The organism is Methanofollis sp. W23 (genome assembly GCF_017875325.1).
Classification (GTDB): Archaea; Halobacteriota; Methanomicrobia; order Methanomicrobiales; family Methanofollaceae; genus Methanofollis.
On record NZ_JAGGMN010000001.1, the window covers coordinates 1,365,566 to 1,392,271 of the forward strand.

Annotated in this window: 22 protein-coding genes; 5 read left to right on the forward strand and 17 right to left on the reverse strand. The window is 59.6% G+C overall.

Annotation, left to right across the window (positions count from 1 at the left end; all coding sequences use genetic code 11):
* The first annotated feature begins 6 nt into the window (after positions 1-6).
* Positions 7-705 (forward strand): phosphoglycolate phosphatase, encoded by a 699-nt coding sequence (locus tag J2129_RS05735; protein ID WP_209629959.1) that lies wholly within the window; start codon positions 7-9, stop codon positions 703-705.
* On the opposite strand, the gene J2129_RS05740 is transcribed toward J2129_RS05735, so the two are convergent.
* From J2129_RS05740 to J2129_RS05750, 3 genes are all read right to left on the reverse strand, one after another.
* Positions 687-938 carry a PRC-barrel domain-containing protein gene (locus J2129_RS05740; protein WP_209629960.1) on the reverse strand — a complete coding sequence of 84 codons (252 nt, stop codon included), beginning with the start codon at positions 936-938 and terminating at the stop codon, positions 687-689. The two genes, J2129_RS05735 and J2129_RS05740, sit on opposite strands and share 19 nt — an antisense overlap.
* An 80-nt stretch (positions 939-1,018) precedes the next feature.
* A complete protein-coding gene (locus J2129_RS05745; RefSeq protein ID WP_209629961.1) occupies positions 1,019-1,228 on the reverse strand; it encodes a histone family protein in 210 nt (69 codons plus the stop codon).
* A gap of 1,189 nt (positions 1,229-2,417) precedes the next feature.
* The gene (locus J2129_RS05750) at positions 2,418-3,293 is read right to left on the reverse strand and encodes a CBS domain-containing protein (protein ID WP_209629962.1); all 876 of its coding nucleotides are present in this window, start codon (positions 3,291-3,293) and stop codon (positions 2,418-2,420) included.
* Positions 3,294-3,337: 44 nt separating this feature from the next.
* Between J2129_RS05750 and J2129_RS05755 the strand changes: the two genes are divergently transcribed.
* Positions 3,338-4,363: a GTPase gene (locus tag J2129_RS05755; protein ID WP_209629963.1), complete on the forward strand. Its 1,026-nt coding sequence runs from the start codon at positions 3,338-3,340 to the stop codon at positions 4,361-4,363.
* Here J2129_RS05755 and J2129_RS05760 read toward each other — a convergent pair.
* On the reverse strand, positions 4,256-5,164 hold the full coding sequence (locus J2129_RS05760) for a presenilin family intramembrane aspartyl protease PSH (protein WP_209629964.1): 909 nt from the start codon (positions 5,162-5,164) through the stop codon (positions 4,256-4,258). The genes J2129_RS05755 and J2129_RS05760 overlap by 108 nt on opposite strands.
* 56 nt (positions 5,165-5,220) lie before the next feature.
* Between J2129_RS05760 and J2129_RS05765 the strand changes: the two genes are divergently transcribed.
* On the forward strand, positions 5,221-5,535 hold the full coding sequence (locus J2129_RS05765) for a hypothetical protein (protein WP_209629965.1): 315 nt from the start codon (positions 5,221-5,223) through the stop codon (positions 5,533-5,535).
* Positions 5,536-5,565: 30 nt separating this feature from the next.
* Positions 5,566-6,567, forward strand: coding sequence for a flap endonuclease-1 (gene fen, locus J2129_RS05770; RefSeq protein ID WP_209629966.1), 1,002 nt, complete (start codon positions 5,566-5,568; stop codon positions 6,565-6,567).
* Between the two features lie 620 nt (positions 6,568-7,187).
* On the opposite strand, the gene J2129_RS05775 is transcribed toward fen, so the two are convergent.
* From J2129_RS05775 to J2129_RS05835, 13 genes are all read right to left on the reverse strand, one after another.
* A complete protein-coding gene (locus J2129_RS05775; protein ID WP_209629967.1) occupies positions 7,188-7,781 on the reverse strand; it encodes a CDP-alcohol phosphatidyltransferase family protein in 594 nt (197 codons plus the stop codon).
* Entirely contained in the window at positions 7,778-8,290 is a 513-nt protein-coding gene (locus J2129_RS05780) for an adenylate kinase family protein (protein ID WP_209629968.1), read from the reverse strand. Before J2129_RS05780 ends, J2129_RS05775 begins: the two co-directional genes overlap by 4 nt.
* On the reverse strand, positions 8,287-9,351 hold the full coding sequence (hisC, locus tag J2129_RS05785) for a histidinol-phosphate transaminase (RefSeq protein ID WP_209629969.1): 1,065 nt from the start codon (positions 9,349-9,351) through the stop codon (positions 8,287-8,289). The genes J2129_RS05780 and hisC overlap by 4 nt, the downstream gene beginning before the upstream one ends.
* Positions 9,332-10,471: an acetylornithine transaminase gene (locus tag J2129_RS05790; RefSeq protein WP_209629970.1), complete on the reverse strand. Its 1,140-nt coding sequence runs from the start codon at positions 10,469-10,471 to the stop codon at positions 9,332-9,334. The genes hisC and J2129_RS05790 overlap by 20 nt, the downstream gene beginning before the upstream one ends.
* A 12-nt stretch (positions 10,472-10,483) precedes the next feature.
* Positions 10,484-11,401, reverse strand: coding sequence for a glutamine-hydrolyzing GMP synthase (gene guaA, locus J2129_RS05795; RefSeq protein WP_209629971.1), 918 nt, complete (start codon positions 11,399-11,401; stop codon positions 10,484-10,486).
* Between the two features lie 14 nt (positions 11,402-11,415).
* The gene (locus J2129_RS05800; protein ID WP_209629972.1) at positions 11,416-13,002 is read right to left on the reverse strand and encodes a CTP synthase; all 1,587 of its coding nucleotides are present in this window, start codon (positions 13,000-13,002) and stop codon (positions 11,416-11,418) included.
* A gap of 714 nt (positions 13,003-13,716) precedes the next feature.
* Complete coding sequence (locus J2129_RS05805) at positions 13,717-18,900, reverse strand: PAS domain S-box protein (protein ID WP_209629973.1); 5,184 nt, start codon at positions 18,898-18,900, stop codon at positions 13,717-13,719.
* 178 nt (positions 18,901-19,078) lie between these two features.
* On the reverse strand, positions 19,079-19,594 hold the full coding sequence (locus J2129_RS05810; RefSeq protein WP_209629974.1) for a DJ-1/PfpI family protein: 516 nt from the start codon (positions 19,592-19,594) through the stop codon (positions 19,079-19,081).
* Between the two features lie 58 nt (positions 19,595-19,652).
* Positions 19,653-20,063 (reverse strand): PaaI family thioesterase, encoded by a 411-nt coding sequence (locus J2129_RS05815; protein ID WP_209629975.1) that lies wholly within the window; start codon positions 20,061-20,063, stop codon positions 19,653-19,655.
* A 1,125-nt stretch (positions 20,064-21,188) separates the two neighbouring features.
* Positions 21,189-21,416: a hypothetical protein gene (locus tag J2129_RS05820; protein ID WP_209629976.1), complete on the reverse strand. Its 228-nt coding sequence runs from the start codon at positions 21,414-21,416 to the stop codon at positions 21,189-21,191.
* Positions 21,417-21,835: 419 nt separating this feature from the next.
* On the reverse strand, positions 21,836-22,801 hold the full coding sequence (locus J2129_RS05825) for an HD domain-containing protein (protein WP_209629977.1): 966 nt from the start codon (positions 22,799-22,801) through the stop codon (positions 21,836-21,838).
* Positions 22,802-22,813: 12 nt separating this feature from the next.
* Positions 22,814-24,088, reverse strand: a complete 1,275-nt coding sequence (gene brxD / locus J2129_RS05830) for a BREX system ATP-binding protein BrxD (RefSeq protein ID WP_209629978.1) — start codon at positions 24,086-24,088, stop codon at positions 22,814-22,816.
* Positions 24,089-24,093: 5 nt separating this feature from the next.
* Entirely contained in the window at positions 24,094-25,893 is a 1,800-nt protein-coding gene (locus J2129_RS05835; RefSeq protein WP_209629979.1) for a hypothetical protein, read from the reverse strand.
* Positions 25,894-26,438: 545 nt separating this feature from the next.
* Here J2129_RS05835 and J2129_RS05840 point away from each other — a divergent pair.
* Positions 26,439-26,660, forward strand: a complete 222-nt coding sequence (locus J2129_RS05840) for a ferredoxin (RefSeq protein ID WP_209629980.1) — start codon at positions 26,439-26,441, stop codon at positions 26,658-26,660.
* The last annotated feature ends 46 nt before the right edge of the window (positions 26,661-26,706 follow it).

The window sequence follows — 26,706 nt, forward strand, 5'->3', positions numbered from 1 at the left end:
TCAGGAGTGCTCAGGGCGGTTGTCACTGACGTCGACGGGACTCTCACCGACCAGAGGCGGCGGATCTCCACCGCCGCCATTCTGGCGATCCGTGACCTGGTGGATGCCGGCATACCGGTGGTGCTTGCAAGCGGCAACACCACCTGTTCGCTTGACATTCTCTGCAAGATGATCGGGACAGACGGGAGCATCATCGGCGAGAACGGCGGGGTCTACCGCCACCAGTTCGACGGCACCCTCCATGTCGCCGGCCACCAGGAGGTCTGCTGGGACGCATACCACCGCATTGAGGATCACTTTGCAGAAGAAGGCAAGGCCCTCACACTTTATTCTCCTGAAAACCGTTTTGCCGACATCGCCTTCGCCCGCACGGTCAGTCCGGCAGAGGTCTCAGAGGTCATTGCCGATATGCCGGTCAGGGCCATCGACACGGGATTTGCGATCCATCTCCAGTACAGGGGAGTCTCGAAGGGGAGCGGCCTTTCTGAACTTGCAGGCCTGATGGACCTTGCACCTGAAGAGTTCCTGGCGATAGGCGACTCAGAAAACGATACCGAGATGCTCAGGCGTGCCGGCGTCGGGGCTGCGGTGGGCAATGCCGCCCCTGCACCATTGACCGCGGCCGAATATGTTGCAGAGAAAAAGTATGGAGAAGGTTTCGTTGAGATCGTCAGAAAATACCGCGCTCACTTTCTGGAGAGATAACGGTCGACGACGATATAGTCGCGGGCGTCCTTGACCGCCTCAAAGGGTATCAACATCATCTCACCGTCCATCCGGTACCCGGAGGAGTCAAAGGTCTGGTCTGGTTTTACGATCAGGTCGATCACCTCCCCGCTGTCGAGGTCGACCAGCAGGTTCTTGATCTGGCCGATGAGCATACCATCACTGCTCATCACCTGCTTGCGCGCAAGACTCCGTGAGAAGATTTTATTCATGGTTTTTCGGTGCGCTTCGTGAATATATATATCCTTTGAAAAGAGGGGAGATTTGCTTTTCCGCAGAATTCTGCGGGAGTTCACTTGAGGATCTCTGACGCCATCTTGATGTCGACCGCCTTCACGGTCTTGCGTCCTGCATGCCTGGTGAGTTTGATCGCTTCCCTCGCCATCTGAGTCCCATATTCTTCCATGAGCGCTGCGAGCGCCTCACTTCCATCCGCGCTCACGCGCTCAGCACCGGCGTTCTTGATTATCCTGCCAACCGGGGCAATAGGTAGTTCACTCATTCTTCTTCATCTCCTCGGTCAACCCTGCCTCATTGCATTTAGGAGGGTTGAAATAACACATTCTTTGATATAAATACCTCTATTTATACTTGTGGGTGGTTGGATCAGGTGACGACCCTTTCATGCTACCCATCTGGGTGTTCTTGGGTCGCGGCCAGGGCCATCAGGCAGGACATACTCATCGGCCAGGTGGATGGCAGAGAGAGGCGGTCGCGCAGGTTGGGGGCAGATCTGGCAGAATAGAAATGAAATATAATCAGCTATTTTCCAAATTTGAGCTATATTTTAGCTTATATCGGCGTCTGACCGCGCAGTAAAATGTGGTGTCACAGCCGCCCATATCGGCCGGCATCCCCACCCCCCGCACCCGCTCAGAGGAGAGGAAAGGCGCTTCCGGGAACCAGATCTGGCACTCACGAAGAGTGACGTGCCCACCCCCCTCCACGAGATCAGATCAAAGACGCCGCCACCCTCTTCGTGGTCACCAGTATTGCCTTCCTGCCAGGAGTTATGGGGGGCGCCCCGTCCCTATAAGAGGGAAGGGAGAGTAAATCCACGCGTGCACAGGGAATAAGGGCAAGAGAGTCTACAAAACGGCTTTGTAGAGAGCCTCTTGATCTCTCTCATGCAGGTCTCTAGCGTGGAGCGTGCCCCCTCATTCACAGGATCTTCTCCGCCGTCTCACGCCGGCGGGTCTCCCCCTGGAACCCCGGGATGAAGATAGGGCCGGGAAGGCTGGAAAAACAATCCTGATAGACGGGATCCCGTCTGCCACCTATCGCTCGCGCGGGGGGTTCGGGGGGGGGCGGCATGCCCCCCGGCGAAGAGAACCATCAAGATGATTTCTACAGAGCCAGGATAGTCAGAATAGAAGCCTGTAGAAACCCTCCCCCATTATGGGTGCAGGCGTGATTCTCCCGCCTTCTCCCATGAATCGCACCGGGGGCGCTGACTCCGGACCCCCAACGACGAAGATGGCCATGGGGCAGCATGATGCTTGACTCCGATTTGCTCCTCGAATGAAGGATGAGGGTCAGGAATCAATCCAGTTCTGATATGATATTTTCATCCTTCTACATGGTCTACAAAACCAAGTGGTCGGCACCTCGCTTTCCAGGTCGACCTTTGGCACACACGGTGGGAGAAGATGGTTGGAGAGTGGTGAGATGAATTCGACCCAAAAAAAAGATTAGAGCAAGAATACGCCGATAATATCGGTCTGGGTAATGATCCCTATCGGCCTGCCATTCTCGACTACGATCACTCTCCCGATCTCCTTTTCCTTAAAACGCCTGATCACCTCGTAGAGTTTCGTCTCGGCATCGACCTCAACGACATCAGAGGTCATTGTATTGGTCACCGGTGTCGAGAGATCAAGTCCCTGCTCAATACTCCTGGCAAGGTCGCTGAGCGTCACGATCCCGAGGAGGTGATCGCCGTCCATCACCGGGGCACCGTGAATGTGGCGTCTGGCAAAGACCGAAGCTGCGTCCTTGAGCGTATCGGTGGGAGTAAAGGAGATGAGTGGAGAACTCATATAGTGCTTTACCGATTTTTTAGGGAGAGAGATCATCTCGCTGATCGAGATGAGCAACGAACTCTTCACCTCGTCCTTGCCAAAGATCTCGCCTCTAATGAGCATCTTGTTCACCGGCGTCGGACCGACAGTGATCTCGTCACCGATATCAAACATCTTGACGCTTCCGAGGAGTTTGATGAGGGCATGACAGATGTCAGGGTGGCAGAGGGTGGTGAAGTCGATCTCTGACACATTGACGCTTTCGACCTCGACACCGCCCCTGGAGATCGGCACCATATACGCGCGCTCGTACTCGCCGATGTTGAGTTCGGTGTAGGCCTGTGTTGAAGGGTTGTATCCTCCCTTCGGGCCAGGGACGCCGTCGACCAATCCGAGTGCCTTGAGAGACTGCATCTGGTTCCTGACTGTTCCGGGGTTGCGTTTTAGAACTTCCGCGATCTCCTCACCCTTGATTGCACGCGAGTGCTGATGATACAGGGTGATGAGAGTGATAAGTATCTCTTTCTGGATAAGGGACAAATCCATAATAGAATAAGGGACTCTTCATAGTTATCTTGGTTGTGGGTGCCGTGGATTTTGAAAAAATACCAACCGTTCCGACTGCAGACGAAGTACTGGACCGCAGCTTCAGGCGCGCTGCGAAAAAAATGCAGAAGAAGATGAACAAAGACCGTGCGAACGAGGAGTTTGTCAGGGCCGTCTCAAGTGCGGTCCATGACCGCCTCGTCCACGTGATCCAGTCGTTCCCGATCCTTGAAGAGCAACCGCCCTTCTACCGTGACACCGTCGAGGCACTCTTCGGGATCGAACGGCTCAAGAAGGCACTCGGGAGCGTGGGATGGGCGGCGATGCACACCAAACGGATGGGCTGGGAACACGGTGGGGCGCGGATCAGGTGGGCTGAAGACACCGCGGCGGTCAGAAAACGCGCCGTGGCCAGGATCGCCTCGATCGTCCACCAGATCGACGACGACCTCCGGTTCCTTAACGAGGCCAGGAACGTCCTCAGGAAACTCCCTGACATCAGGGACGACGAGTTCACGGTGGTCATCGCCGGGTACCCGAATGTCGGTAAGTCCTCGTTCATCAACAGGATCTCCTCGGCCGAACCCGAGGTGGCGTCATACCCGTTCACCACCAAAGGGGTGATCGTCGGCCACCGCTACGAGGGGCGCACACGGATCCAGCTCGTCGACACCCCCGGCCTGCTCAACCGCCCTGATGAGGAGCGCAACCCCATCGAGGAGCAGGCGATCTCGGCGATCATCCATACCGCCGACCTGGTCGTCTTCATCCTTGACCCGAGCGAGTACTGCGGTTACCCGGTGGAGGACCAGCGCCACCTCCTTGAGGCCATCCAGGCCAGGGTGGAGGTGCCGGTGATCATCGTCGCCAACAAGGCCGACCTCGGGGCGGAAAGCGAGGCAGAATTCTCTATGTCAGCCCAGACCGGCAGAGGGGTAAAAGAGGTGCTCGAAGCCGTCCTCTCACACTATCGTGAGCCAGCCCCACGCCCCGACGAGGGCACACCCGAGGAGGAAACCGAGGATCGTCCCGCCGTTGAGGGGGGGGAGCCCGGCCTGCGGTCGTCCTGATAAGACAAAGTAGAGGAGCACGGCCATCCCTGCGACCGAACCGAGCATGGCTCCAAGGGCGGGGACCGAGATGCCCAGGACGGTCGAGTCAGTGAGGAAGACCTGGGCCGAGACGACGAGGACCGAGGGCATGATCAGATCCCCCATGCCCATGATAAAAGCACCTCGTTCGTCTTTCTCTTTTCCAAGGTCCATCCCTTCATGCCTGAACGAGAAACTCCGTCGTTTAGGGACGACAAAGAGGATGGGAGTCTTGAGTTCCATGATCCCCTCGGCAAGCGTGAGCATGTGCTTGGTCTTGTAGACCGAGATGGCGTCATAGACGGCAAGCAGGACGAGGAGAAGGATCACCGGCAGGACCGCAAGGGAGACCCCAAAGATTGCGGCGACGCCGGCGGCGATGAGGATGCCGAGGGTGTCGATGACATACCACTCTGGGTACAGGAAGAGGAGGGCGGTCCCGACCGCCGCGCCTACGAGAGCAAAAGGAAGGGCGATGGATGAAAGGTCGAGCGCAGTCACTCCTAGACTCCAGAAGACGAAGTAAAGCGTGAGGAACACCGAAAGGGCGACGAGTCCGAGGATCACCCGTTTGCCCCCGAGTTTAATGAGGACGAGCATGACCAGGGTGAACCCCAGGAGGAGAGCGATGAAGATGAAGGGGTTTGCGACCGAGGACGGGTCTTCAAAGGCGACGACACCTGCCGCCTGCATCGGGAGGGCGAGATAGATCCCGACGGCCTCCACAAGGAGGAGCATAAGCGGCATCACCAACAGAGGGACGTTATTCCTGATATCCATTGCAGACCTCTTCTAATATCGTTAGGTTAATTAATAGTATTCTATTATCTAAAAGCATGGAGATCAGAGATGTCCTTGTCGATATCGTCCTCACCATACTCCTTGTGGTCTCCACCCTCACGCTGGTCTGGCGGGTCTGGCAGGACCTGACGATGGCAGTGGCGACGACGCTGATGATGCTCTCTCTTGGCGGGCTTTTTCTCTCTCTTGGCTCTAAGATCTGGCGGCTCGAAGAGAGTATCGTCTCGCGCGAGCGCACGATGAGGGTGAACATGGAGGAGCTTTCGCAGACGATGGCACAGAAATATGATAACACTGTCCAGCATATCGATACGACGGTGAGCGAACTCACCCGCAGGATGTACCGATAAAAGAGCAGACAATTATTCTTGTGATCTTCCATGGGCGTTGCACTCAGAGATATTATCAAGGACTACCGGGAGGAGACTGACCTCGAGGAGATGCGGGGCGTCGTGGCAGTCGATGCCTTCAATGCACTCTACCAGTTCCTCTCCATAATCAGGCAGCCGGACGGCACCCCGTTGATGGACAGGGAGGGGCGGGTCACGTCCCATCTCTCAGGACTGTTCTTCAGGAATGTCAACTTCCTGGAGAAGGGGCTCAGGCCGGTCTATGTCTTCGACGGGGCACCGCCCCAGTTGAAGAGCACGACGATCGAGAAGCGGCGGGAGGTGAGAGACGCCGCAGGCGAGGCATGGAAAGAAGCGCTGGCGCGTGGCGACCAGGAGGAGGCCTACAAACAGGCGAGGGCCTCGTCCAGGATCGATGCCGGGATGATCGCCTCGGCAAAACGGTTGCTCTCGCTGATGGGTATCCCGTGTGTCCAGGCGCCAAGCGAGGGCGAGGCGCAGGCGGCGTTCATGGCGGGGAGGGGTGATGTCGCTGCGGTGGCCTCACAGGACTATGACGCCCTCCTCTTCGGGGCGCCGCACCTGGTCAGGAACCTCACCATCTCGGGCAGGCGGAAGATGCGCGGCCGGACGGTGACGGTGCGCCCGGAGAGGATCGATCTCCAGCAGGTGCTGGACGGGCTCGTGATCACCCGCGAGAACCTCATCGAGATCGGGATCCTGGTCGGGACCGACTTCAACCCCGGGATCAGGGGGATCGGGGCGAAAACGGCCCTGAAGATCGTGCAGAAGGGGAAGTTTGTCGAGACAGTCCAGGAGAAGGCGCCTGAGTTCGACCCCGAGCCCATCCGCAATTTCTTCCTCGATCCGCCGGTCACCGAAGACTACCATCTCTCCTGGGGGAGTCCGACGCGCGACGGGGTGGTGGAGATGCTCTGCGAGGAGTACGCCTTCTCTGAAGGGAGGGTGGAGAGCGCCCTTGAACGTCTGGGGATGAAGGCCGGGCAGAAGACGCTGGACGCGTGGTTCTGAGGATCTGTACTTTTTTTTGATCGAGGTCATCCCGGAACTTTCCGGGCCCGGGATATGACCTGAAGGACTCTGTAGATAACATTCTCTTTTCATCACCTCAACCCCCCTGCGAACTGAATCCATAGCCTTCCCTCATGCTCACGCCGGGGGCTCCGCCCCCGGACCCCCACGACGAGGATAGGTGGGGGCGGTCGATCCATCAGAGGAATTGTCTATCCTCTGCGTATCGGTTTCAACTGGATATGGAGAGTTCAAACGCTCATACAAACCTGAAGAGAGGATCGTCGGGATCATTTTCATGGTAATTGCTCATGAACCCCGGGTTCAAGCATACGGGATGAACATGATCGTGGATCCCGGGGGTGTCTGGATCCGTGCTCACCCCTCAGAGCAGGATACTATGTGAGACCACCACTTCATTGCCGCCCCCGCCTATCCTCCCCGTGGGGGGTTCGGGGGGCACTCGCCCCCCGGCGCGAGACGACGGTGGAGATTCTGCAATTGTGGGCGGCACGTCGGATCATCACCCCTCCCCTGATCAATCGCGCCGATGCGGCGCACGGTCCGCTCCTGATGCACTCACCAGAAAAAAAATTCAACGCAAAAAAAAGAAGAGCGGATCAGAGCCGCTTCCAGATATAGACGATCCGCTGCAGGGCGGTGTAATGCCCGAACACCCCATAGATGACCAGGAGCCATCCGAGGTACGGCAGCCCGTACACCGGCGCCGCAAAGATGAGATCAAGCAGACCGGCGATGATCAGGAGCACCAGGCGATCGGCCCGGCCAAGAACCCCACCGTAGTACCTCCCGACCCCGAGGGCCTGGGCCTGCGTGCCCATATACGAGGACATCAGCACCCCGGTGAGGGCAAAGACCCCGATCTGCCAGGAGGCCGCACCGCCTGCAAAGAGCCCGGTGATGATGACGATATCGGCGTAGCGGTCAGAGACATGATCGATGAAGTCGCCGCGCAGACTCGCAACCTCGAGTTCACGGGCAAGCGCCCCGTCCATGGCATCAAAGACCGCATTCACCGCGACCAGGATGACACCCCAGACGATCTCGCCGAAGTAAAAGGCACCCCCGGCCGCGAAGGCTGCAATCAGTGCAACAGCCGAGAAGAAGTTTGGCGTGAGCCTGAGACGTGCGGCCCCGGCGATCGCCGGCGAGAGAAGTCCGCTGACATAGGGACGGAGGCGGTCGAGGGTCATAGCCCCTCCAGGATATAAGAGGACCAATCAACCATCCCGACAGAGGGGGCGACCTCGCCGGCCATGAAGCCCTCGACGAGGTCGGCGACTTCCTCAGGGTTCAGTGCACCGGCGTCCACCTCGAGCACCTTCTCCCTGGGGAAGCCCTCCAACGTCTCGATCAGGATGACGTCCAGGGCCTCGGCCTCGGCGTTCTCTCGCACCTTCTCGCGCGGATACCCGCGCGCGGTCAACCTCTCTTTCAGGAGATCAGGCCGGCACCGGAGCACCACCACCAGGTCGCAGGGAAGAAGATGGGCAAGGTGCCCCTCCACCACCCCGTCGATCGGTTCAAAGGCCGCCGCCCACGCCTCGGCGTCCACGACTCTCGTGTCACGCGCCGGGTCCTTCCCGAGGATGAACGGCCCGACTGTCTCGGTGGTATGCACCACACGGCGGCCGCGCCCGGCCAGCACCACGCCAACCGTGCTCTTGCCTGTACCGGGCGTCCCGGTGATCCCGACCATCATTGCAGATCCCTGACCTTCTCCAGAAAGAGTTCGTTCTCCCAGTCGGCACCGATGCAGACCCTGATATACCGGTCTTCAAGCCCGGGGAAACTCCGACACGACCTGACGACGACGCCCCCCTCTGCCAGTCGCTCCATCGCCTCGTCCCCTGTCATGGGCGCCACATCGATGAGGACGAAGTTGGCCTCAGAGGGAGCGACCGGGAAGGGGATCTCGGTCATAAAGCGTTCCCGCCACTGCCTCACATGCGCCACGACCTCGTCGATGTGCGCCTGGTCTGCAAGCGCCGCTTCGGCCGCAGCAAGGGCGACACAGTTTACGGCAAAGGGCGTGGCCGCCTGCTCCAGGTGAGGTGCAAGCCATTCCGGAACAAAGGCATACCCAAAACGCACCCCGGCCAGCGAGTAGGCCTTGGACATCGTCCGCCCCTCGATGAGGTGGTCGTATTCCTGCATCAGCGGGCGGTAGTCCGCGTCCGAGAACTCGATATAGGCATTGTCCAGGAAGAGAAGACAATCGATGCCGTCCAGGATCTTCCTGACCGCCTCGACCGGGACCACATCCCCGGTCGGGTTGTTCGGCGTGCAGAGGAAGGCGAGTTTCGCCCCCCGGCACGCTTCGATGAACTTCGTGGGGTCAACCGAAAAGTCGGGCTCGCGCGGAACCTCGACGACTTCGGCCCCCTGCGCCGCGGCGGCAAGTCCATAGAAAGAAAACGTCGGGGTGGAGATGACGACGCGGTCGCCAGGTTCCACCACAGTGCGCACCACCGTCTCGATCACCCCGTCCATGCCATTGCCGAGGAGGAAGGCATGGTCGCCATGCACCCTCCTGAGGGCGTCGACCACGGCCTCCTGCCGGGCCGGTGGGTAGCGGTTCCCTTCTTTCAGGGCGGAGAGCCCTGCAGCAATCGTCGCCTCAGACGGGGGAGAGGGGTTCTCGTTGCTTGCAAGCCGCGCCACTCTCGAAAGCCCCTGCTCGCGCGCGATCTCCTCCGCGCTCTTTGCAAAGACGTACCCCCCTGCAGTCGCGTAACAACGCCTAACGATTGAGCGCCTCATTGATCACACCGACGGCCGTGTCGATCTCCTCGTCGGTGATGACAAGGGGCGGCACGAGCCTGATGTTCCCGTCGGCGGCGCAGTTGACCAGCACCCCGTGCTCGGCACAGTAGTGTTGCACCTCTGCACAGCGCTCGCCGACCGTGAACCCGATCATCAGCCCCACCTGCCTGGGGTTCCAGGCAGCGAGGCCCCTGGCAAAGCGTGCGCCCTTCTCAGGGATGGACGGGAGAAGGTCTTCGATCACGCCGATCGTCGCCCGTGCGGCAGCGCAGGCAAGCGGACCTCCGGCAAAGGTGCTCCCGTGCTCGCCTCCCTTGAACTCCAGGCCCTTGCGGGCGACAAGCGCCCCCATCGGGAACCCGCTTGCGATCCCCTTGGCCATCGTGAGGACGTCTGGCTGTGCACCGGTGTGCTGGAACGCAAACCACTTCCCGGTCCGTCCCATCCCGGTCTGGACCTCGTCGATGATCATCAGGGCGCCGTGGCGGTCACAGCACTCCCTGATCCCTTCAAGAAATCCCTTCGGCGCAGGGAAGACCCCTGACTCGCCCTGGATCCCTTCGACGATCACCCCGGCGATGTCGTCGTCCATCGCCTGCTCAAGGGCATCGAGGTCGCCGTACTCGACGAAGGTGCATGCAGGTTCAAGGGGCTCGAAGGGCTCCCTGATCGCGGGTTTGTGAGTGACCGCAAGCGCCCCCATCGTCCGCCCGTGGAAACTGTGCGTGAAGGCGACGAACTTCTTCCTGCCGGTAGCAAGACGGGCAAGTTTGATCGCTCCCTCGTTCGCCTCGGCGCCGGAGTTCGAGAAGAAGGCCTTCCCGCCGACAAGCCCTGAGATCTCCACGACTTTTTTGGCGAGTTCGGCCTGGTGCGGGACATAGAAGAGGTTTGAGCAGTGGATCAGTTCATGTGCCTGCGTACAGATCGCCTCCACCACCTTCGGGTGGCAGTGCCCAGTGCTGCAGACCGCGATCCCCGCGACACAGTCAAGATACTCATTCCCCTCTACGTCCCAGAGGCGGGCCCCCTGCCCGCGCACGATCTCGGTCGTGCGCGAGAAGGCGGGCATATAATACTCCGCGTCCAGTTCCTGGTAGTTTTCTGCTAATTCCATACCATCATCATCTCATTCGTACTCGATTGTTGCAGGGGGCTTGGGGGTGATATCATAGACCACCCGCGAGACCTCGGCGATCTCGGACGCAACCCGCCCGGCAATCCTGACCAGGTCGTCGAAGGGCACCTCCAGCGGGTCGGCGGTCATGCCGTCGCGCGAGTTCACCGCCCTGACGGCGACGACCCAGCCGAAACACCTGACATCGCCCTTGACGCCGGTCCCCCGGCCGAGAAGCGCGGCAAAGCACTGCCAGGGCTGATAGCGCTCGACGAGTTCTTCTTCCACGATCGCGTTCGCCTCCCTGACGACCGCAATCTTCTCAGGGGTCACCTCGCCGAGCACACGGACTGCAAGCCCCGGGCCAGGGAAGGGCATCCTGTGCTGGATCTCGGCCGGGAGGTCCACGCCGCCGGCGACCTCGCGCACCTCGTCCTTGTAGAGATCACGCAGGGGCTCGATCACCTTCTCAAACATCATGTCCAGGGGCATGCCGCCGACATTGTGGTGGCTCTTGATCCCGCCTTCACTCTCGATCCGGTCAGGATAGATCGTCCCCTGCAGGAGGTACTTCGCGCCGGTGGCCTTTGCCTCGCGCTCAAAGATCCTGATGAACCGCTCACCGATGACCTTTCTCTTCTCTTCAGGATCGATGACCCCCTTCAGCGCCGCAAAAAATTCGTCGGCGGCGTCGACTCTCTTCACGCCGAGGGGAGCGAAGACCTCGCAGATCCGTTCGCTTTCGCCCTTGCGCATCAGTCCGGTGTCCACATAGATGGGGACCAGGTTCGTCCCGATCGCCCGCGCCGCCAGCATCGCACAGACCGAGGAGTCCACGCCGCCCGAGAGGGCGACGACGACCTTCTCGTCCCCGGCCTCCTGCCTGATCTCCTTGACTGCACGCTCGATAAACTGCTCTACCTTGACCATTGCTCAACCTCTTTTTACTGGTGTTCCTGGTTCTTGTACTCCATGCACGCCTTCACAAACCCGATATAAGGCGGTGACGCCCTCGTCGGCCTCGACCTGAACTCAGGATGGAACTGGGTCGCAAAGAAGAACGGGTGAGAGGGGAGTTCGAGGATCTCCATCCTGTTCCCGTTCATCCCTGAAAAGACCAGCCCATTCTCTTTCAGTTCCTCGATATATTCGGGGTTCACCTCGTAACGGTGCCGGTGCCGCTCGGTGATCGACGTCTTCTGGTAGAGGTCCCATGCCCTGGTCCCCTCCACCACGTCGACCGGATAACTCCCAAGACGCATGGTCCCGCCGAGTTTGGTAACGTTCTCCTGCTCTGGAAGGAGGGCGATCACCTGGGTGCCCTCGCCGAACTCCTCAGAGATCGCGTCCTCATACCCGAGGACATCACGGGCAAACTCCACGACCGCCATCTGGAACCCAAGGCAGATCCCGAGGAACGGGATCTGGTTCTCCCTGGCGTACCTGATCGCAGTGACCTTTCCGGAGACCCCGCGCTGGCCAAAACCGCCCGGGATCAGGACGCCGTCCAGCTCAGCAAGTTCTGCAGGTTCGTAGGTCTCTGCGTCCAGCCACTTGATCTGCACCTCGGCAGAGAGGGTACGGCCGGCGTGCTTGAGGGCTTCCTTGATCGAGAGATACACATCCTCGATCCCGTACTTGGTGACGATCCCGATGGTCACCCGGTTGGTGTAGTCCTCGGTGACGGTGCGGTACCACTCGGCGTCCACCCCGCGCTTTTCGAGGTCAAGGAGGTCGAGGACGACATTGGCAGCCCCTTCCTTCTCAAGCTCCATCGGGACATGGTAGATGTCGGAGGCGTCGGCCGCACTGACGACCGCGTTGAGCGGGACGTCGCAGAACTCTGAGATCTTGCGGCGCGAGTGCATCGGAAGAACCCGGTCGCTCCGGCAGACGATGATGTCTGGGCGCAGTCCGAGTTCGCGCAGCGCCTTGACCGAGTGCTGCGTCGGTTTGGTCTTGAGGTCGCCCATTGTGTCTGCAGGGACCAGGGTCACGTGCAGCAGGGCGGTGTCGTGTGCAGGGAGTTCGCCGCGCATCTGGCGCACCGCCTCAAGGAAGGGCATCGACTCGATGTCGCCGACCGTGCCGCCGACCTCGACGAGGCATACCTCAGCCTTGTAGCCGTTGTTCTCGAACTCTTCTGCAGACCTGGCGATGCAGGCCTTGATCTCGTCGGTGATGTGCGGGATGATCTGGACGGTCCCGCCCAGGAAATCTCCGCGCCGTTCTTTCTCGATGACGCTCTTGTAGATCTTGCCGGTGGTGATGTTGTGGTTGCGCGTCAACTCGATGTCAAGAAAACGCTCGTAGTTGCCGAGGTCCAGGTCAACCTCACCCCCGTCGCTGAGCACGAAGACCTCCCCGTGCTGTGCAGGGTTCATGGTACCTGCATCAATGTTCAGGTAGGGGTCGATCTTGATCGCGGTGACCTGATACCCCCGGTTTTTCAGGATCCTCCCGATCGATGCTGCTGTTATGCCTTTGCCAAGGCCACTCATTACGCCGCCAGTAACGAATATATACTTCAAAACAAATTCCCCGCGGATATCTTCGTACCCATATCTATCTCACCAGGGGATTATAGATGTTCGGCTCCTGTGCACGGTCTCTTTCCTGCACCTCTCTTTTACGCAGTCCAGACCGCGAGAAGGCGCTTAATATCCCGGATCCTGGGAGACGTGAAGGCACGTGCAGGAGCGTCGTCATTGTATAGAGGGGCATGTGCGTGACCGCACCTCCGGCGCCCTCATCTCATGGGCGGTCCGTCGTGAAGGAAGGGCCGGGGGGCCCAACCCTCGGCCCCCATGGACCATGACAAGGCCGGGGAAAGCAGAATGAACGACCACAACGAGGGGGGTGTAGTCCTCGATCTATGGTGGAGGAGAGCATGTCGCTCAAAGATATTCTATCGTTTCGCCTGCTCGAAAATCCAGGATTTACGGTTCTGTAGAAAACCTCTTGATGACTATCTCTGCGGGAGGCGTGCCGCCCCCCGGCGCGTATGACAGGGGAAGGCACGCCGATCAGAACCGCCGCCCCTCATTGTAGACTCTTCACTGCAATCCGACGCCAGGGCGGAGACTCCCCTGAACCCCCACGATGAGGAGAGGCAGGGGCGGCGAAAAGAACACGACCCTCACCGATTCTCCTGTCATTACATGGGAGATCACGCCACGAGAAATATTCATCCAGTATGCGTGAGCCAGGGGTTCATGCCGAATTCTACAGAGCCAAAAAAAGTCTTAATGAGTGAGAAGATCCTGGAGGATCCTGTTCAACTCTTCGAGGAGGTACGGCTTCCCAATACTCCCGTAAAATCCGTATTTGCCCGGGTTCTTGATGATCGGGTCGTTGAGATATCCACTCGACACGAGCACCCGCACCGCGGGGTCCAGTTCCTTGAGTTTCTCCATCGTCTCAAGGCCGCCCATCTTTCCCGGCACCGTCAGGTCCAGGATGACCCCGTCGAAGGGAGTGCCGGTCTCCTGCGCACTGGCGAACGCCTCCACCGCCGCCTCGCCGTCCTGCGCCGTCGCCACCGTGTACCCGAGGTGCCTGAGAATGTCGCTCGTCGTCTCCAGGATCCCGACCTCATCGTCCATCAAGAGAATGGATCCGGACCCCCCTCCGGTGATGGCCACAGGTGTCATCTGTTCACACCCACCATTTGCCGTTGCAGGCAGATAAAGGGAGAACGTCGTCCCCTGTCCTGGTTCTGACGCAACATCCATCCACCCGCCATGGTTCTTGATGATCGGGAGGGCCATTGCCAGTCCGATCCCTGACCCATGCTTCTTGGTGGTGAAATACGGGTCAAAGATGCGGCCCATATGCTCGGGCCTGATCCCCACGCCGTGGTCCTCCACCGCTACCCTGATATAGCGCCCCTTCGGGATCGGGATCGGATCGTTCCCGGCGACCTCCACCGGGCCCGCCCCGATGGTCACCGTCCCTCCTTCAGGCATTGCCTGGTCGGCATTGATGATGAGGGCGTGCAGAACCTGGAGGACCTGGGCGGCGTCGCCCATCACCGCCATCGGTTCGGGTTCAAGGGCGAACCGGCACTTGCACTTCGAGCCGCGCAGGGCATAACTCGCGGCCTCGTGGACCAGGTCGGCGATATCGACTGTCTCCTTCTCAGGTTCGGAGAGATCTGAGAAACTGAAGAGTTGACGGGTGATGTCTCCCGCCTTCATCGTCGCCGCCTCCGCCTCGGTCAGGCGCTGGTAGACAAAGTCGTCAGGCGAGACCTTCATCTTGGCAAGATTGATGTTGCCCATCACCGAGGTGAGGATATTGTTGAAGTCGTGAGCGATCCCCCCTGCAAGGTCGGAGAGAGAGAGAAGTTTCTCGGTCCTGATAAACTCCTCTTCCGCCTTCTTCACCAGGGTGATGTCCCTGCCCACCACCTGGTACTCGGAGACCGCACCGTCAGGGGCGGAGATCGCCCGCACCGTCCACTGGTGCCAGGTCTCCTCTTCGTCCTTCGCTTTCACTTTGCCTTCCACGGTGAAGTTCTGCTGTCCGAGGTCAGTGTGCTCCCCGGGCGAGAGGAAGAAGTCGGCAAACCATTCTGGGAGAACGGCGTCGATGGTGGAGGAGAGTACCTCCTCTCTTGAGAACCCAAACGACCTGCAGAACGCCTCGTTGACAAAGGTCACCTTCATGTCGGGCCTGAAGCGGCAGATCCATTCGGTCTGGTCCTCGACCACCCCACGGTACCGCGCCTCGCTCGCCTTGATCTCCTCCTCCATCCTCTTGCGCCTGGTGATGTCCTCGGCAAGGGTGACCACGCCCTGAAGACGGTCACCTCCGTCCCTGAGCAGGCGTGCATTCCAGTGGAGAACCTTCTCTTCCCCGTCTCTGGCCTGGACTGTGAATTCGAGGTTCTCGACCGTGTCCGACCCGGTGCACTCGCCCCGCACCACCTTCAGGACCTTCTCCCTGGTCACAGGGTCAGGGACAAGGGTGTCCCAGATCTCGGCACCCCCGACCACCTCGTCTCTTGCATACCCGGTGACCTCCTCGGCCGCCCGGTTCCAGACATTCACCCGCCCCTCGCTGTCGGTGACCGCAAGGAGCATGGTCGCGTTCTCGATGACACTCTCCCTGAACGTGCTGAGTGCCCTGATATGTTCCTCTGCCTCTTTCCTGACCTTGACCTCGGCACGGAGACGTTTGTTTGTCTCGGTCAGTTTCTTCGTCCGTTCGAGGACGATCTCTTCCAGGTGGGTACGATACTTTGCCAGTTCCTCCTCTATCTCGGTCCGCTCGGTGATGTCTATGAAGGAGAACATCATGCAGAGGGGGTCGCCCTCCTCGTCGGTGACCATGCTCGCCGAGACACTGGCATGGAACCTCTTGCCTCCTTTTTTCTTCCCGACAAGTTCGCCCATCCACCCGCCGTCCCTCCCGATCCGTTCAAGGACCGTCGCCACCTTCTTCTTCGGCTGCCAGAAGCGTTCAAGCGGCTTGCCCGCCACTTTCTTCACCTCGTCGTAGCCCCAGAATTTGAGCGCCGAGTTGTTTGCAAAGATCAGTTCCCCTTCCAGGTCGGTGATGGTGATCGCGTTGATCGAAGAGGTGATGGCACTGTCCATGATCCTGAGCGCTTCCTCGATCCGCTTGCGTTCAGAGATATCGATTGCAGACCCGATCACCTCCGTGGGGTTGCCGTCGTCGTCCCTGGTCACCCGCACCTCGAAGTGGAGCCACCGGTATTTCCCGTCTTTGTGGCGCATCCTGAATTCAAGGACTTTATCTCCCTTCTCTAAAAGTTCAGGGAATTCGTCGTCCTGGATCCGGCGGCGGTCCGAGGGGTGGATGGTGGTCGTCCAGAATGTCGAGTCATAGATCACCTCCTCTGGCTCGTAGCCAAGCAGCGAGGTGATATTTTCGGTCACATAGGTGATCAGGCCTGTGCTCCCGGGCGCTCGTGGCGGGTCGAGCGAGAAGATCATGACCGGGCTTGACGAGAGGATGTGCTGGAGGCGCGATTTGGTCGACTCCAGTTCCATCTCAAGGACCCTCCTCTGGAGAGCCACTGATGAAAGGTTTACAAAGGTCTCGATGGTGGATGAGGCCTCCAGGAATGTGTCGTTTCGCTGGACCAGGACCACACATCCAAACAGGGTGTTGCTGCGTGCGATCCCGATCACGTGCACCGAGCCCTGCACCCCGTCGATATACTGCTCAGCAGTGGCCTTCACCTGCCCTGGAAGGAACGAGAGGGCCGTCTCGTGGTCAACCGCCCTGAGCTCCCCGTCGAGGAGACTGTCGTACGCGGTCTCGGGGAGGGCGATGCCTGTCCCCATGCAACTCCGCGCCATGGAGTACAGCCTGGGCTCATCGTCTTCATCGACTCCTGAAACCGCCCTGACGGTGAGTTTCTGATCAAGACTATCGTATTGCCCTACAAAAGTGAGCACCTCGTCGAAGAAACTGCAGAGATGTTCCCCGATGAACCGGTAGATCTCGTCTTCTGGCGGGAGGTCGACAAACCCCATCGCCGCACTGGACAGGAAGGAGAGTTCCCTGATGTACTGGGTCTCCCGTTCTTCCGCCAGTTTACGGTCGCTGATGTCTCGCATCACTCCCATCACGCCGTCTGATATCCCCTCCTCGGCATCATGCAGGGGGTTGATCCGCACCTCCATCCAGAGTGGGGTACCGTCTTTCCGGGACGTCTCGATCTCAAAGACCTTTGAGTAGACTGAGCCATCTTCCGGATTTTCAAAAGGTGCCGAGACTTCGATGGCGGCGTCCTGAAATGTGGTAAACGACCGTGGAGTAAGCAGGTCGGCGATCGACCTGGAGAGGATCCTCGCACCCGGTATCCCGGTGAGGCGCTCGATCGAGGGGCTCACATAGGTGAACTGCAGGTCGGCATCCAGGGTGAAGATCACGTCGGTCGCGTTCTCGGTGATGAGCCGATAGCGGTGTTCGCTCTCCCTCAGTTCATGCTCGGTCTCCTTCTTGGAGGTGATGTCTACCAGCGAGATGACCGAGAGGGTGGTGCCTGGAATCAGGGAGACGTTGACGATCACGTCGCGCGGGGATCCATCCTTTGCATAGGCACGACATTCATAGGTCCTTGGCGTGTGTTCAGGGTCGCTCAGTCTGGCCTGGTGGAAGTGCCTGACCATAGCCTGGTCGTCGTCTTCCACGCACGAGAGCCAGCACATGTCGTCCCTGATCTCGGCTTCAGAATACCCAAACATCTGGGAGAACTCGCGGTTCGCCATGCAGATCCGCATCTCTGGCCCAAGAAGGAATGATGCCGTGCCGGTCGTCTCGAAGAGTGTCTGGTAGGTGACCTGGGAGCGTTCAGCAGACATTTGTGCCGTTTTGTTCCTGAGGTACAGGGTGATCTCGTCGACGATGGCAAGGAGGAAGAAGGACGGAGCGGAGATGTTCTGCTCTCTCGCCTCATGCCAGATTGTCACCTCCCCTCTCTGTCCGCTTCCGACGTCGACGGGGAATAATGTCTGTATACCCTGCTCAGGGTCTCCCGTGGTCACCGAGAGGCGGTCAGGGATCGAGATCGAGAGGGCGTGGATCCATGGCACCGACTCGAAGATCATCTCAGAACCCCGCGTGAGGGTCTCGTGCTCAGAATATTCGTCGTTGTGAAGGAGGTGCACGAAACTGTACAGGCACCTGATCTTCTCTGCCCGTTCACCGGCCTTGAACCAGTCTTCCCTCCACACCCAGAGGATCTCGGTGAGTGTTTCTTCGTCGGTGAAGATGCCGTTGACGATCCATCTGTCGTCCCCATTGTGGACCTGAAGTTGAGGATTGTCAGCGGTGAGTGTCTTGAGTATTTTTTTCGCTTTTGCAGCGCTTTCCGGCGGGATAATATCTAAGATTGACTCTCTTTCTCTCTTTTCCACATGATAAAAATCGTAGAATGCCTTGTTTGCAGAGAGGATCCTGAAACTGGTAGAGGTGGTGCAACAAGGGACCATGGATGATGAGACCAGTGCATGATGACGTTTTTCACTGGCCTTCATGGCAATTTCAACTTTTTTTTGCTCGGAAATATCACGGAAGAGGTCGATCCGCACTCCCTTGAGGAGCCCCTCCGTGATCAGGTGACTGGAGTAGGCCACCCCGCGGGGGACCGGGCCGGTAAGGGTCCATGCGGTACTCCTGGCGTCTCGTTCCTTTCGGTGCACTGATTCGATCCGGTTCCAGAACCCGGTCCGGTCCTCGAAAAGGGGGGAGACATCGGTCTCCAGCATTTCGAGAGCGTTGCGCCCGGGAAGGTTCTCTGGCGCAAGCCCAAACACCCTGCCAAAGATGTCGTTGGCATAGACGATCGAGCCTTCCTGGTCGATGAGCAGGACCCCGTCCCCGTTCTGGTCCATGGCCAGGGAGAGGAGGGCGGTCTCAGAATCTGAGGGGTTTGACTTCGAACTTTCCAATGTATACCAGCTCCCACGTCCAGATAGGGTTTGATGACCAGCAATGCATATATGCCTTCTGTAATATGCAAATCAAGAAATGCCGGCCGATCACGGTGGCGTGTGTGTTGTTATAATATTTTTCTTGAGATAAAAAAATGGATGCATGCTCTCCATGAAGGAGAGATGTCCATCCTGTTTACTGGGGAAGGGCGGCGAGAACGGCCTCTGCAAATTTCCTGGCGGCCGCCGGTCCGTTGGCGGTTACGATCTTCCCGTCGGAGACGACGGCTTCGTCCACGAGTCTGGCCCCGCTCTGTTCCATCTCCTTCACCGAGGCAGGGCTCTTGAAGACGGTGGCGTTCTTCCCGTCGAGGACACCGGCGAGTGCCAGGACGACTGGAGAGAGACAGATCGCCGCGACGACTTTGCCGTGATGTGCATATGTCTGCACGAGTTTTTTCAGGTCGGCATCGGTCCAGAGGTGGTCCTGTGATCCGATGCCCCCAACGACGACGATGCCGTCGTACTCCTCGGGGTCCAGGTCGGCGAAGGCGGAGGTGGCCTCTGCCGTGGCCCCGATCATTCCCTGGCAGGTGCCGGGCCTGGTGGAAGCGACCACGGTCTTGATGCCTGCCTCTGAGAAGACCTGCTGCGGCACCTCAAATTCTTCGTCGCGGAACTTGTCGGGTGCGACTGCGAGTACGAGTTTCATAGCAGTAGTTAGGCGAGGGTCTCTCATATTTTTTATCATGCGGTGGCCAATGAGGATCTCATCGGGGCCCCATCACCGCAAACGAGGCGGTGGTCCTGGAGAGGGTGTTCCCGTCCTGGTCAGAGACTTCACCATCGGCGAAGGCGACGCGCCGTCCTCTCCTCACCACTTCGCCTCTGGCCCTGAGGGTGCCGTCCTGGACGCCCGCGAGGAAATGTGTCGTCTCAGAGATGGTGGCGATCCTTTCGTCTTCTTTGAGGACGGTAAAGAGGGCGAGGGCCATCGCTTCGTCGGCGAGGGAGGTGTAGACCCCTCCCTGCAGCCATCCTGCTCCGTTGCACATCTCTGGCCTCACCGCCATCGAGAGTTCGGCCTCTCCGTTCCCATATGAGACGGGATCGATCCCCATCATGACAAAGAAGGGGTTTGCTTCCCGGCCCCTGGCCCTGATCTCCTCAAGATAACTCATATCTCTTCATGCACGCCAGGGCGGGATAACCCTTCTCACCTGGGGAATGTCCGGTCGTGCCGTCCAGGGGCGTCCGGGAAGAGGGGGTCTGTCCGGATCAAATTTTCATCTGGGCTGCGTAGTTTTTCTCCAGGCGGGATCAGGTCTCCAGGTCGGTGTGGCTTCTGATCTCTCGGCCCAGGATCCAGAGGGGCCTCTACAGCTAAAAAATAGTCCTGTAGGTTCTGTAGAATTGCTCATGAGGCAAGAACGCCCCTCACACATAGGGGATGATAATTTTCGTCATCTGCTCTCTCTTTTCAAGAGAGGAGGCGCGAGACGACGGTGAAGGTGTTGCGGTTGCGCTGAGGGCGGGTGATCATTCGGAGAGAGTTTCTGTATTTCGTATATCAGGTATGGAGGATCTCGGTGAGGAGAAATCATCATACAAACCTCCAGGGTTGATCGTCAGGATCATTTTCATGGTAAACCCCCTATAGATCGTGCCAGAGTAGCCTTCTGATCACGAGGGGTTCCCCCTTTTCGTGCCGGGGGCGCTGCCCCCGGACCCCCGCGCCACATGATTTATCGGAGATCGCAGAATCTTTGTCATGAACGCCGGATGTGCCTTCCTGACTTCATCATCATCCCAGGATTCCAGGGGTGGCACCCCCGGCACGAGACGATGGGAAGGCCATTGAATGAAGAGATGAGGATCTCTTAACCTTCGTCCCCCATTATCTTCTGTGAGGGCGAGACAGGAGAGTTCCAGGATGACCCCATAGTAAATCCTCACCTATTGTGTGGGGCGGAGGTGTGTTGCCCGCCTTCCCGCCCCCGGCATTACAGGACAGGGCGAGAAGGCACGTCGAACTAATCCGCGGCCCTCAACTGCTGAACGTCTCCTGTCACCTTGTGCTGGGGAGTGCATCCCCTGACCCCCTGACAAGGAAGAAGTGGGGACGGCCATCCAGTGATTCCCACCAGGGTCTGGCCCAGAATGAGGCACACAGGTCAGTGCACGATCCAAAGGTCTACGGTCATGTTCATCCCATATGTGTGAGTTTCAGGTCCATGCCGAATTCTACAGAGCCCGAAGATCAGAGATCCGCGTGCACTCCAGGGATCGTCACCAGGCCGCACCCCTCACTGGTGTCCGCGGAGGTGAGGGCCGAGTGCAGTGCCTGGACGATACTTCTCCGCGATCGCAAGGGCGGTCTCGCGCAGTTCGCCGTGCTCGCGCACGCATGAGTCTGGCGGCGGTTGCTTCCTGAGGATCTGGGAGGTGTTCTCGGTGATCTGGATCAGTTCGGTTGCGATGACGGCATTGAGCCACAACAGGTCTTTGAACATCTCTTTCTCTTCGCTGTCCATAGTGAAGAGAAGGAAGTTCTTCCATATGGGTTTTGTTGAACTCTCAGGCCCTGGAGAAACTCTCACCTCTCCCTGACCCGAGCGTGACTCCCCTGATCTCGTTGCCGGGGACTCAATCAAAGACCTGCAGGTCCATTCAGGCTCACTATTGTCTGTTTCCACCAGATCCCTGGAGGAAGATTGACCGGGAAGACAGAATGGACGACCATGATAAGTGCGTTGCAGTCCTCGACCTATCGTGGTGCAGGGGACCGGGGGTGCGACCGGAGAGGGACTTGAGAAGGCTTTCAACCTTCAGGCGGCCAGCGCCACGATGGAGAGAGCCATAGAGGATCCATGCAATCTCTCTCTTTGGTGAGTGGAGGTCAAAAGAAGAGGTCTATTGAGCAGGACATGATCACCAGGGTGGCCGCCACTGCTCACTCAAAGCGCCAGACCGGGCCGCCTGCACGCCAGCCTTTCCTCTTCCCTGTTCCTGGGGCGAGATCGGCCTGGTCGTCCGCGGCCTCCCTGAGGGTGGCGCTGGTCAGGTCGGCAAAGTGGACTGTCCATGCCTCAGGGGTCTGGCAGGGCACCTCGCCGTGCGGGCCATGGTGGGACTGGAGGATGTGGAGAAGGTGGGCAGCCTTCTCAGGGGGCAGGCGTTTTGCGAACGGCGCGATGTACGAGACCCCGAGAGTGACATGCCCGATGAGGTCGTACTCGGGCTGTGCCGCAAACCCAAGTCCTTGCTCCTCGAAGCAGCAGGCCTTCCCGATGTCGTGAAGGAGGGCACCGGCGATGACCAGGTCGCGGTCGATCTCGGTCCTGGTGGCATCGCAGGCCGCCCGCGCGATCCTGGCGGCCTCAAGGGTGTGCTCTGCAAGCCCTCCCCTGTACTCGTGGTGCCTCCCCTTTGCCGCAGGTTTGATGAAGAACCCGTCGGCCGACGAGATCGCCTCAAGCACCAGGTGCCTGAGCACCGGGTCTGAGATCTCATTGGCCGTCCTGAATATCCCGTCCTTCAGGTCCAGGCCCTTGAGCGGCGACGTGAGATAGTCCTCAGGGTCGAGGCCCATGGGAGGGACCGGGGCGGCGAAGTCGGCGATCCCCTCGTTCACCGAGACCTGCATCGAACCATTGTAGGTCTTTGCATTCCCTCTCACGTGGTAGACCGCACCGACCTGCATCGAGGAGGCGGTCTCGGTGACCTGGTCCGCGCACCCCTGCACCCCCCAGAGAAAGCAGGAGAGCGTGCCGGTGACATCCCCGATCTCAGCCCTGACGTACGGGCTCCCGTCCCTCTTCTGTTTCACCTCGAAGGTCTTGAGGAGGAAGAGGTCGTCCACCTTCTCGCCGTCAGTGATCTCTGCTGCAAACTTCTGTTTCACGCACCTATCATTCATCCAGTCTACTCCTCAAAACTCGACCTCAAAGAAGGCCTCTTCCTCTTCGTTCAGTTCCTGCTTTACCTTTCCGGCGTCGAAGGCATAGGCCTGTGCCGGGTCGTACTCGGTATAGAGTTCGCACTTGTCCAGGAGATCGACGAACTCGCGCAGGAAGACCCGTGGGATAACGTCTACCCGCCCGCCAAAGCGCGAGGTGACCCCGTCGATCATCCCCCTCACAAAACGGTGCGAGACCCGTTCCCTGTCCACCGGACCATAGGCGTCAGAGTAGACCTCGCAGACCTTCTGGGCGGCCGCCTCGAGTTTTGGCCTGTCAAAGGGGGAGAGCTCGATCTGGGTCTGGAGAGGGTTGGTATATCCGTCGTCCCCGACGACCTTCAGCCGGTCGTACAGCGGCGGGAGCGACCTGATCCCTTTCGAGCCCTCGAAGAAAGCCGGCGTCCCGGTGAAGAGGAAGTAACAGTGGGGCATCTGACCGCGGTCGACAGCGTCGACGATCTGGCGGAGGTTGTTGTAACCGCGCTGCCGCAGATTGGAGGGGAGGGCCTGGACGGTCTCGACCTCGTCGACGGCCACGGCAAGTCCGCGGTAGCCTGCCCCCCTGATCACCCGCACGATCCCCTGGAGAAAGACCAGGGCCGAGACCTCGTCCACCTCGCCCTTCACCCCGGCCGCCCGACGGAAGTCGCGGCCGATATGGGGCTCGCCAGAGAGCCAGCCAAGCGCCGCCTGGGCGAGCTGGAACTCTCCTGCGTTGTTGGCGGTGTAATAGACCCGCAACGCCGCCGCCAGCGCCGGGTTCACCGTCGAGATGTCGGTGAGCGCCTCCTCGATCCGCGCCACCGTCCCGGCCTCCAGGACCTCGTCCTCCTCGGTCTTCTCGACATCGATGATCTGTTCTTCGATCGAGAAGGTCCAGTTGTCGATGATCTCCTTGAGGGCGTTCTCGTGCTCGGCCGTCCGCAGGGACGAGAGGATCCGGTAATAGAGGGCGCTCAACTTATGGAGCGGGGTGTCGGCCGAGATCATCACGTGGGCGGTCGCATACCCCTGATCTCGTGCGATCTCAAGTGCCCGCGCCACCAGGAAGGTCTTCCCGCTCCCATAGTCGCCGCGCACGAACTTGACGTCTGCCCCGCCGGTGGCGACGTATTCGAGTTGCTCGCCGATCACCCGCCCCTCGACCTCGAGCCCAACCGCAAGTCGTTCGAGCCCTGCGGCAGGGACCGTGCCCCGCCTGAGGGCGTTGATGATCCCGATACTTTCAGCCTTCTTCTCATCCATCCTCTTCACTTCCCGGTGTAGACATAGATCTCGCCGTGTTCACCCATACCCTGTTTCTCGATGAGAGAGACGCCGGCCTCACTGGCCTTTTTGATGAGCCGGTTCACCACCCCGCTCACCCGCCGTGTCCCGAGCACTTTCCTGAGGTCTGCTTCATTGCTCTCTCTGTGCTGTTTTAAAAATGCGACGAGCGCCGTTTCACGCTCGTCAAGCCCGAGGTCGGGGAGATCGTCGTGTTCCTCGTCTCTCGTGGCCCTCGCCGCCCCGGCGCCCTCAGGGGGGAGGACCGGGCGTTCGGCCACCGTCGCCTCCTTACACCGCGAGACGACCTCGAAGAACTCGTGCGTATGCGCCCTGGTCAGGTCAAGCCCGTGCAGGGCGCACTCCTTGCACCGCATGTACTCGCCTGCCTCAAGCGCCCCCTCTGCGGCGCAGAGGTAAATCCTGGCAAAGACTTCCAGGCCCTCAGGACTGAGGGTGGTGACCTCGGCCGAGAACCTGGTGATGAGCCCGTCGACGAGGCGCGGCATCCTCTGCCACCCGTGCTCGGCCTCAAAGACCGTCTCCGCGACCCGCACCAGGTCCCCGGTCTTTTTGACATGGGTGAGGACATAGAGGAGCACCTTCTCGCACTCGCGCAGGTCTCCCTCCCCTGCCAGGAACCTGGCGTATTCGGTCCCGCCGTTGAGAAAGTCGAGGCGGTAGGCCCGGTACAGCCACTCGCGCCCCTTTTTCTCCTCGCCAAATGAGGCGTAGAACCACCCGGTCCGTGCAAGGCTGACGACGTTCGGGTCCTCTGAGACGACAGAGAGGTAGCAGTCAGGCACCGTGGTGAGAGGTCTGGACTTCTTGAGAAATCCCTCGTAGGCCTCGATGATCACCGAGAGGGTCTCGAGGTCGTCGCCCTGCGCGATCTCTTCCCTGATCAGGTCTTCATATCCCTGTTGCGCCAGGTCGGTCTCCCCGGTCGCGGCGACGAGTTCGCAGGCGACGACCTGGTGGATCGGGTCGGGCTTCATCTCGATGAGGCGTTTGCAGGCCTCAAGCGCCTCCAGGTACCGGTGTTCAGACTTGAGGAGGAGCACATAGTCGAGGACGAGGTCGTCGTCCGGGCATTTCTGGAGGACGGTCGGGAAGAGGTGGAGGGCGGCGGGACGGTCATAGGCGGCGAGAGCAGCGAGGTGCTGGCGCAGGAATCCTGCGTCATGGCACGAGTGGTATGCCGCCAAGGCGGCCTTGGCCGCCTCCTGGCATCTGCCGTCGATGATCAGAGCGTCGATGTACTCGGTCTCTGCGCCCTCTCCCCCGAGCAGGGATGCATGGACCTCGAGTGCTCCCTCGCCGTCGCCGGTGGCGATGAGGTTGCGCATCAGGGCGACGGCGTCGTCCTCTTTTTTCGAGATCGGCGCAAGGGCCGAGAGGAGAGGCCGGGCGGCGCGGTGGTCCTCCAGTCCGGTGAAGTGCGCCGCATAGGCACGCAAGGCTTCCTCGTTTTCGGGATCAAGCTGGACCGCCGTGGCATAGGCGGCGACCCCGCCCTCCTTCCCCGCGGCGTCGAGCACCTTCCCAAGAAAACTATAGTAATAGGAAGAATCGGGGGCGTGCGTGATGAGGTCGCGGAGTCGCACTTCGGCCTCGTCGTACTCACCAAGAGCAAAATAGTTGGTCACGATGAGGACGGCAACCGAAGGGTCGGCGGCGCCGTCCTGGTGCGAGGCGCAACACTCGATCGAGTCCCAGTATCTTCCTGCCTCATAGAGGGCGAACGCCTCTTTCCTCCAGCTGGTGGGTGACCCCTCATTCATATACAACCGTGTACTGGGCGGTGTGGGCCAATAAGTATACTGAATTATGCTCGGGGAGATTCTGTAGGAATCCTCCAGGTAATGCTTTCCGCCGGGGAGCGGCACGTCTCCGGCACGATCGATGGGTCAATGGGTGAAGGCGAGTGAGTCATGCTCACACCAGGAACAAGTGAGAAATTCTACTAAATCCACGTTGGCTCTCTCTGCGAAGAGCGTGCCGCACCCAGGACCCCCACGTCAAGATAGGTCGTGGACGGCACTCCCTCTTCAGGAATTTCGAATATGCCTTCCCGGCCCAATCTTCGAGTATGAGAGGTCCGGCAAAAAGCGTCCTGAACTCCTGGAATGAAAAATCCATGGGTCCGCTGAAGATCCGACTCCCCAATCCGCGATATGCTCGCACGACTGAGACGGACCTTCGTTCCATGAGCCTACGACTTCCCCTCTCACGGAGCCCCAAAGATCGCCCCTCGTCCCCCCACCTCGCCGACCAGATCTGGGGTGCTGCGATAGGTCTATATGAGAGTGCGACCACTGGCCCCTCCATGGTGCTGGTCACGATCGAGAGGGAGGAGTGCACGAGCTGTGCACTCTGCTGGGAGACCTGCCCGGAGATCTTTGAAGAGAGCCCAGACGGACGCGTCCAGATCAGGGAGGAGTACCAGACAGACGGCCCTGATACCGGCGAGATCCCGGATGAAATAGAGGACTGTGCGGGCGACGCCGCCGACGGGTGCCCGGTGGAGATCATCGAGGTCGGGGGGTGAAGAGGAGGAGTGCCCGGCTGCAACACGGGTTCTCTCTGAGATCAGA

Coding starts and splice junctions, on each gene's coding strand:
- J2129_RS05740 (WP_209629960.1), bottom strand. CDS start 938: ATGAATAAAATCTTCTCACGGAGTCTTGCGCGCAAGCAGGTGATGAGC.
- J2129_RS05745 (WP_209629961.1), bottom strand. CDS start 1,228: ATGAGTGAACTACCTATTGCCCCGGTTGGCAGGATAATCAAGAACGCC.
- J2129_RS05750 (WP_209629962.1), bottom strand. CDS start 3,293: ATGGATTTGTCCCTTATCCAGAAAGAGATACTTATCACTCTCATCACC.
- J2129_RS05760 (WP_209629964.1), bottom strand. CDS start 5,164: ATGGATATCAGGAATAACGTCCCTCTGTTGGTGATGCCGCTTATGCTC.
- J2129_RS05765 (WP_209629965.1), top strand. CDS start 5,221: ATGGAGATCAGAGATGTCCTTGTCGATATCGTCCTCACCATACTCCTT.
- fen (WP_209629966.1), top strand. CDS start 5,566: ATGGGCGTTGCACTCAGAGATATTATCAAGGACTACCGGGAGGAGACT.
- J2129_RS05775 (WP_209629967.1), bottom strand. CDS start 7,781: ATGACCCTCGACCGCCTCCGTCCCTATGTCAGCGGACTTCTCTCGCCG.
- J2129_RS05780 (WP_209629968.1), bottom strand. CDS start 8,290: ATGATGGTCGGGATCACCGGGACGCCCGGTACAGGCAAGAGCACGGTT.
- hisC (WP_209629969.1), bottom strand. CDS start 9,351: ATGAGGCGCTCAATCGTTAGGCGTTGTTACGCGACTGCAGGGGGGTAC.
- J2129_RS05790 (WP_209629970.1), bottom strand. CDS start 10,471: ATGGAATTAGCAGAAAACTACCAGGAACTGGACGCGGAGTATTATATG.
- guaA (WP_209629971.1), bottom strand. CDS start 11,401: ATGGTCAAGGTAGAGCAGTTTATCGAGCGTGCAGTCAAGGAGATCAGG.
- J2129_RS05810 (WP_209629974.1), bottom strand. CDS start 19,594: ATGAAACTCGTACTCGCAGTCGCACCCGACAAGTTCCGCGACGAAGAA.
- J2129_RS05815 (WP_209629975.1), bottom strand. CDS start 20,063: ATGAGTTATCTTGAGGAGATCAGGGCCAGGGGCCGGGAAGCAAACCCC.
- J2129_RS05820 (WP_209629976.1), bottom strand. CDS start 21,416: ATGGACAGCGAAGAGAAAGAGATGTTCAAAGACCTGTTGTGGCTCAAT.
- J2129_RS05825 (WP_209629977.1), bottom strand. CDS start 22,801: ATGAATGATAGGTGCGTGAAACAGAAGTTTGCAGCAGAGATCACTGAC.
- brxD (WP_209629978.1), bottom strand. CDS start 24,088: ATGGATGAGAAGAAGGCTGAAAGTATCGGGATCATCAACGCCCTCAGG.
- J2129_RS05835 (WP_209629979.1), bottom strand. CDS start 25,893: ATGAATGAGGGGTCACCCACCAGCTGGAGGAAAGAGGCGTTCGCCCTC.
- J2129_RS05840 (WP_209629980.1), top strand. CDS start 26,439: ATGGTGCTGGTCACGATCGAGAGGGAGGAGTGCACGAGCTGTGCACTC.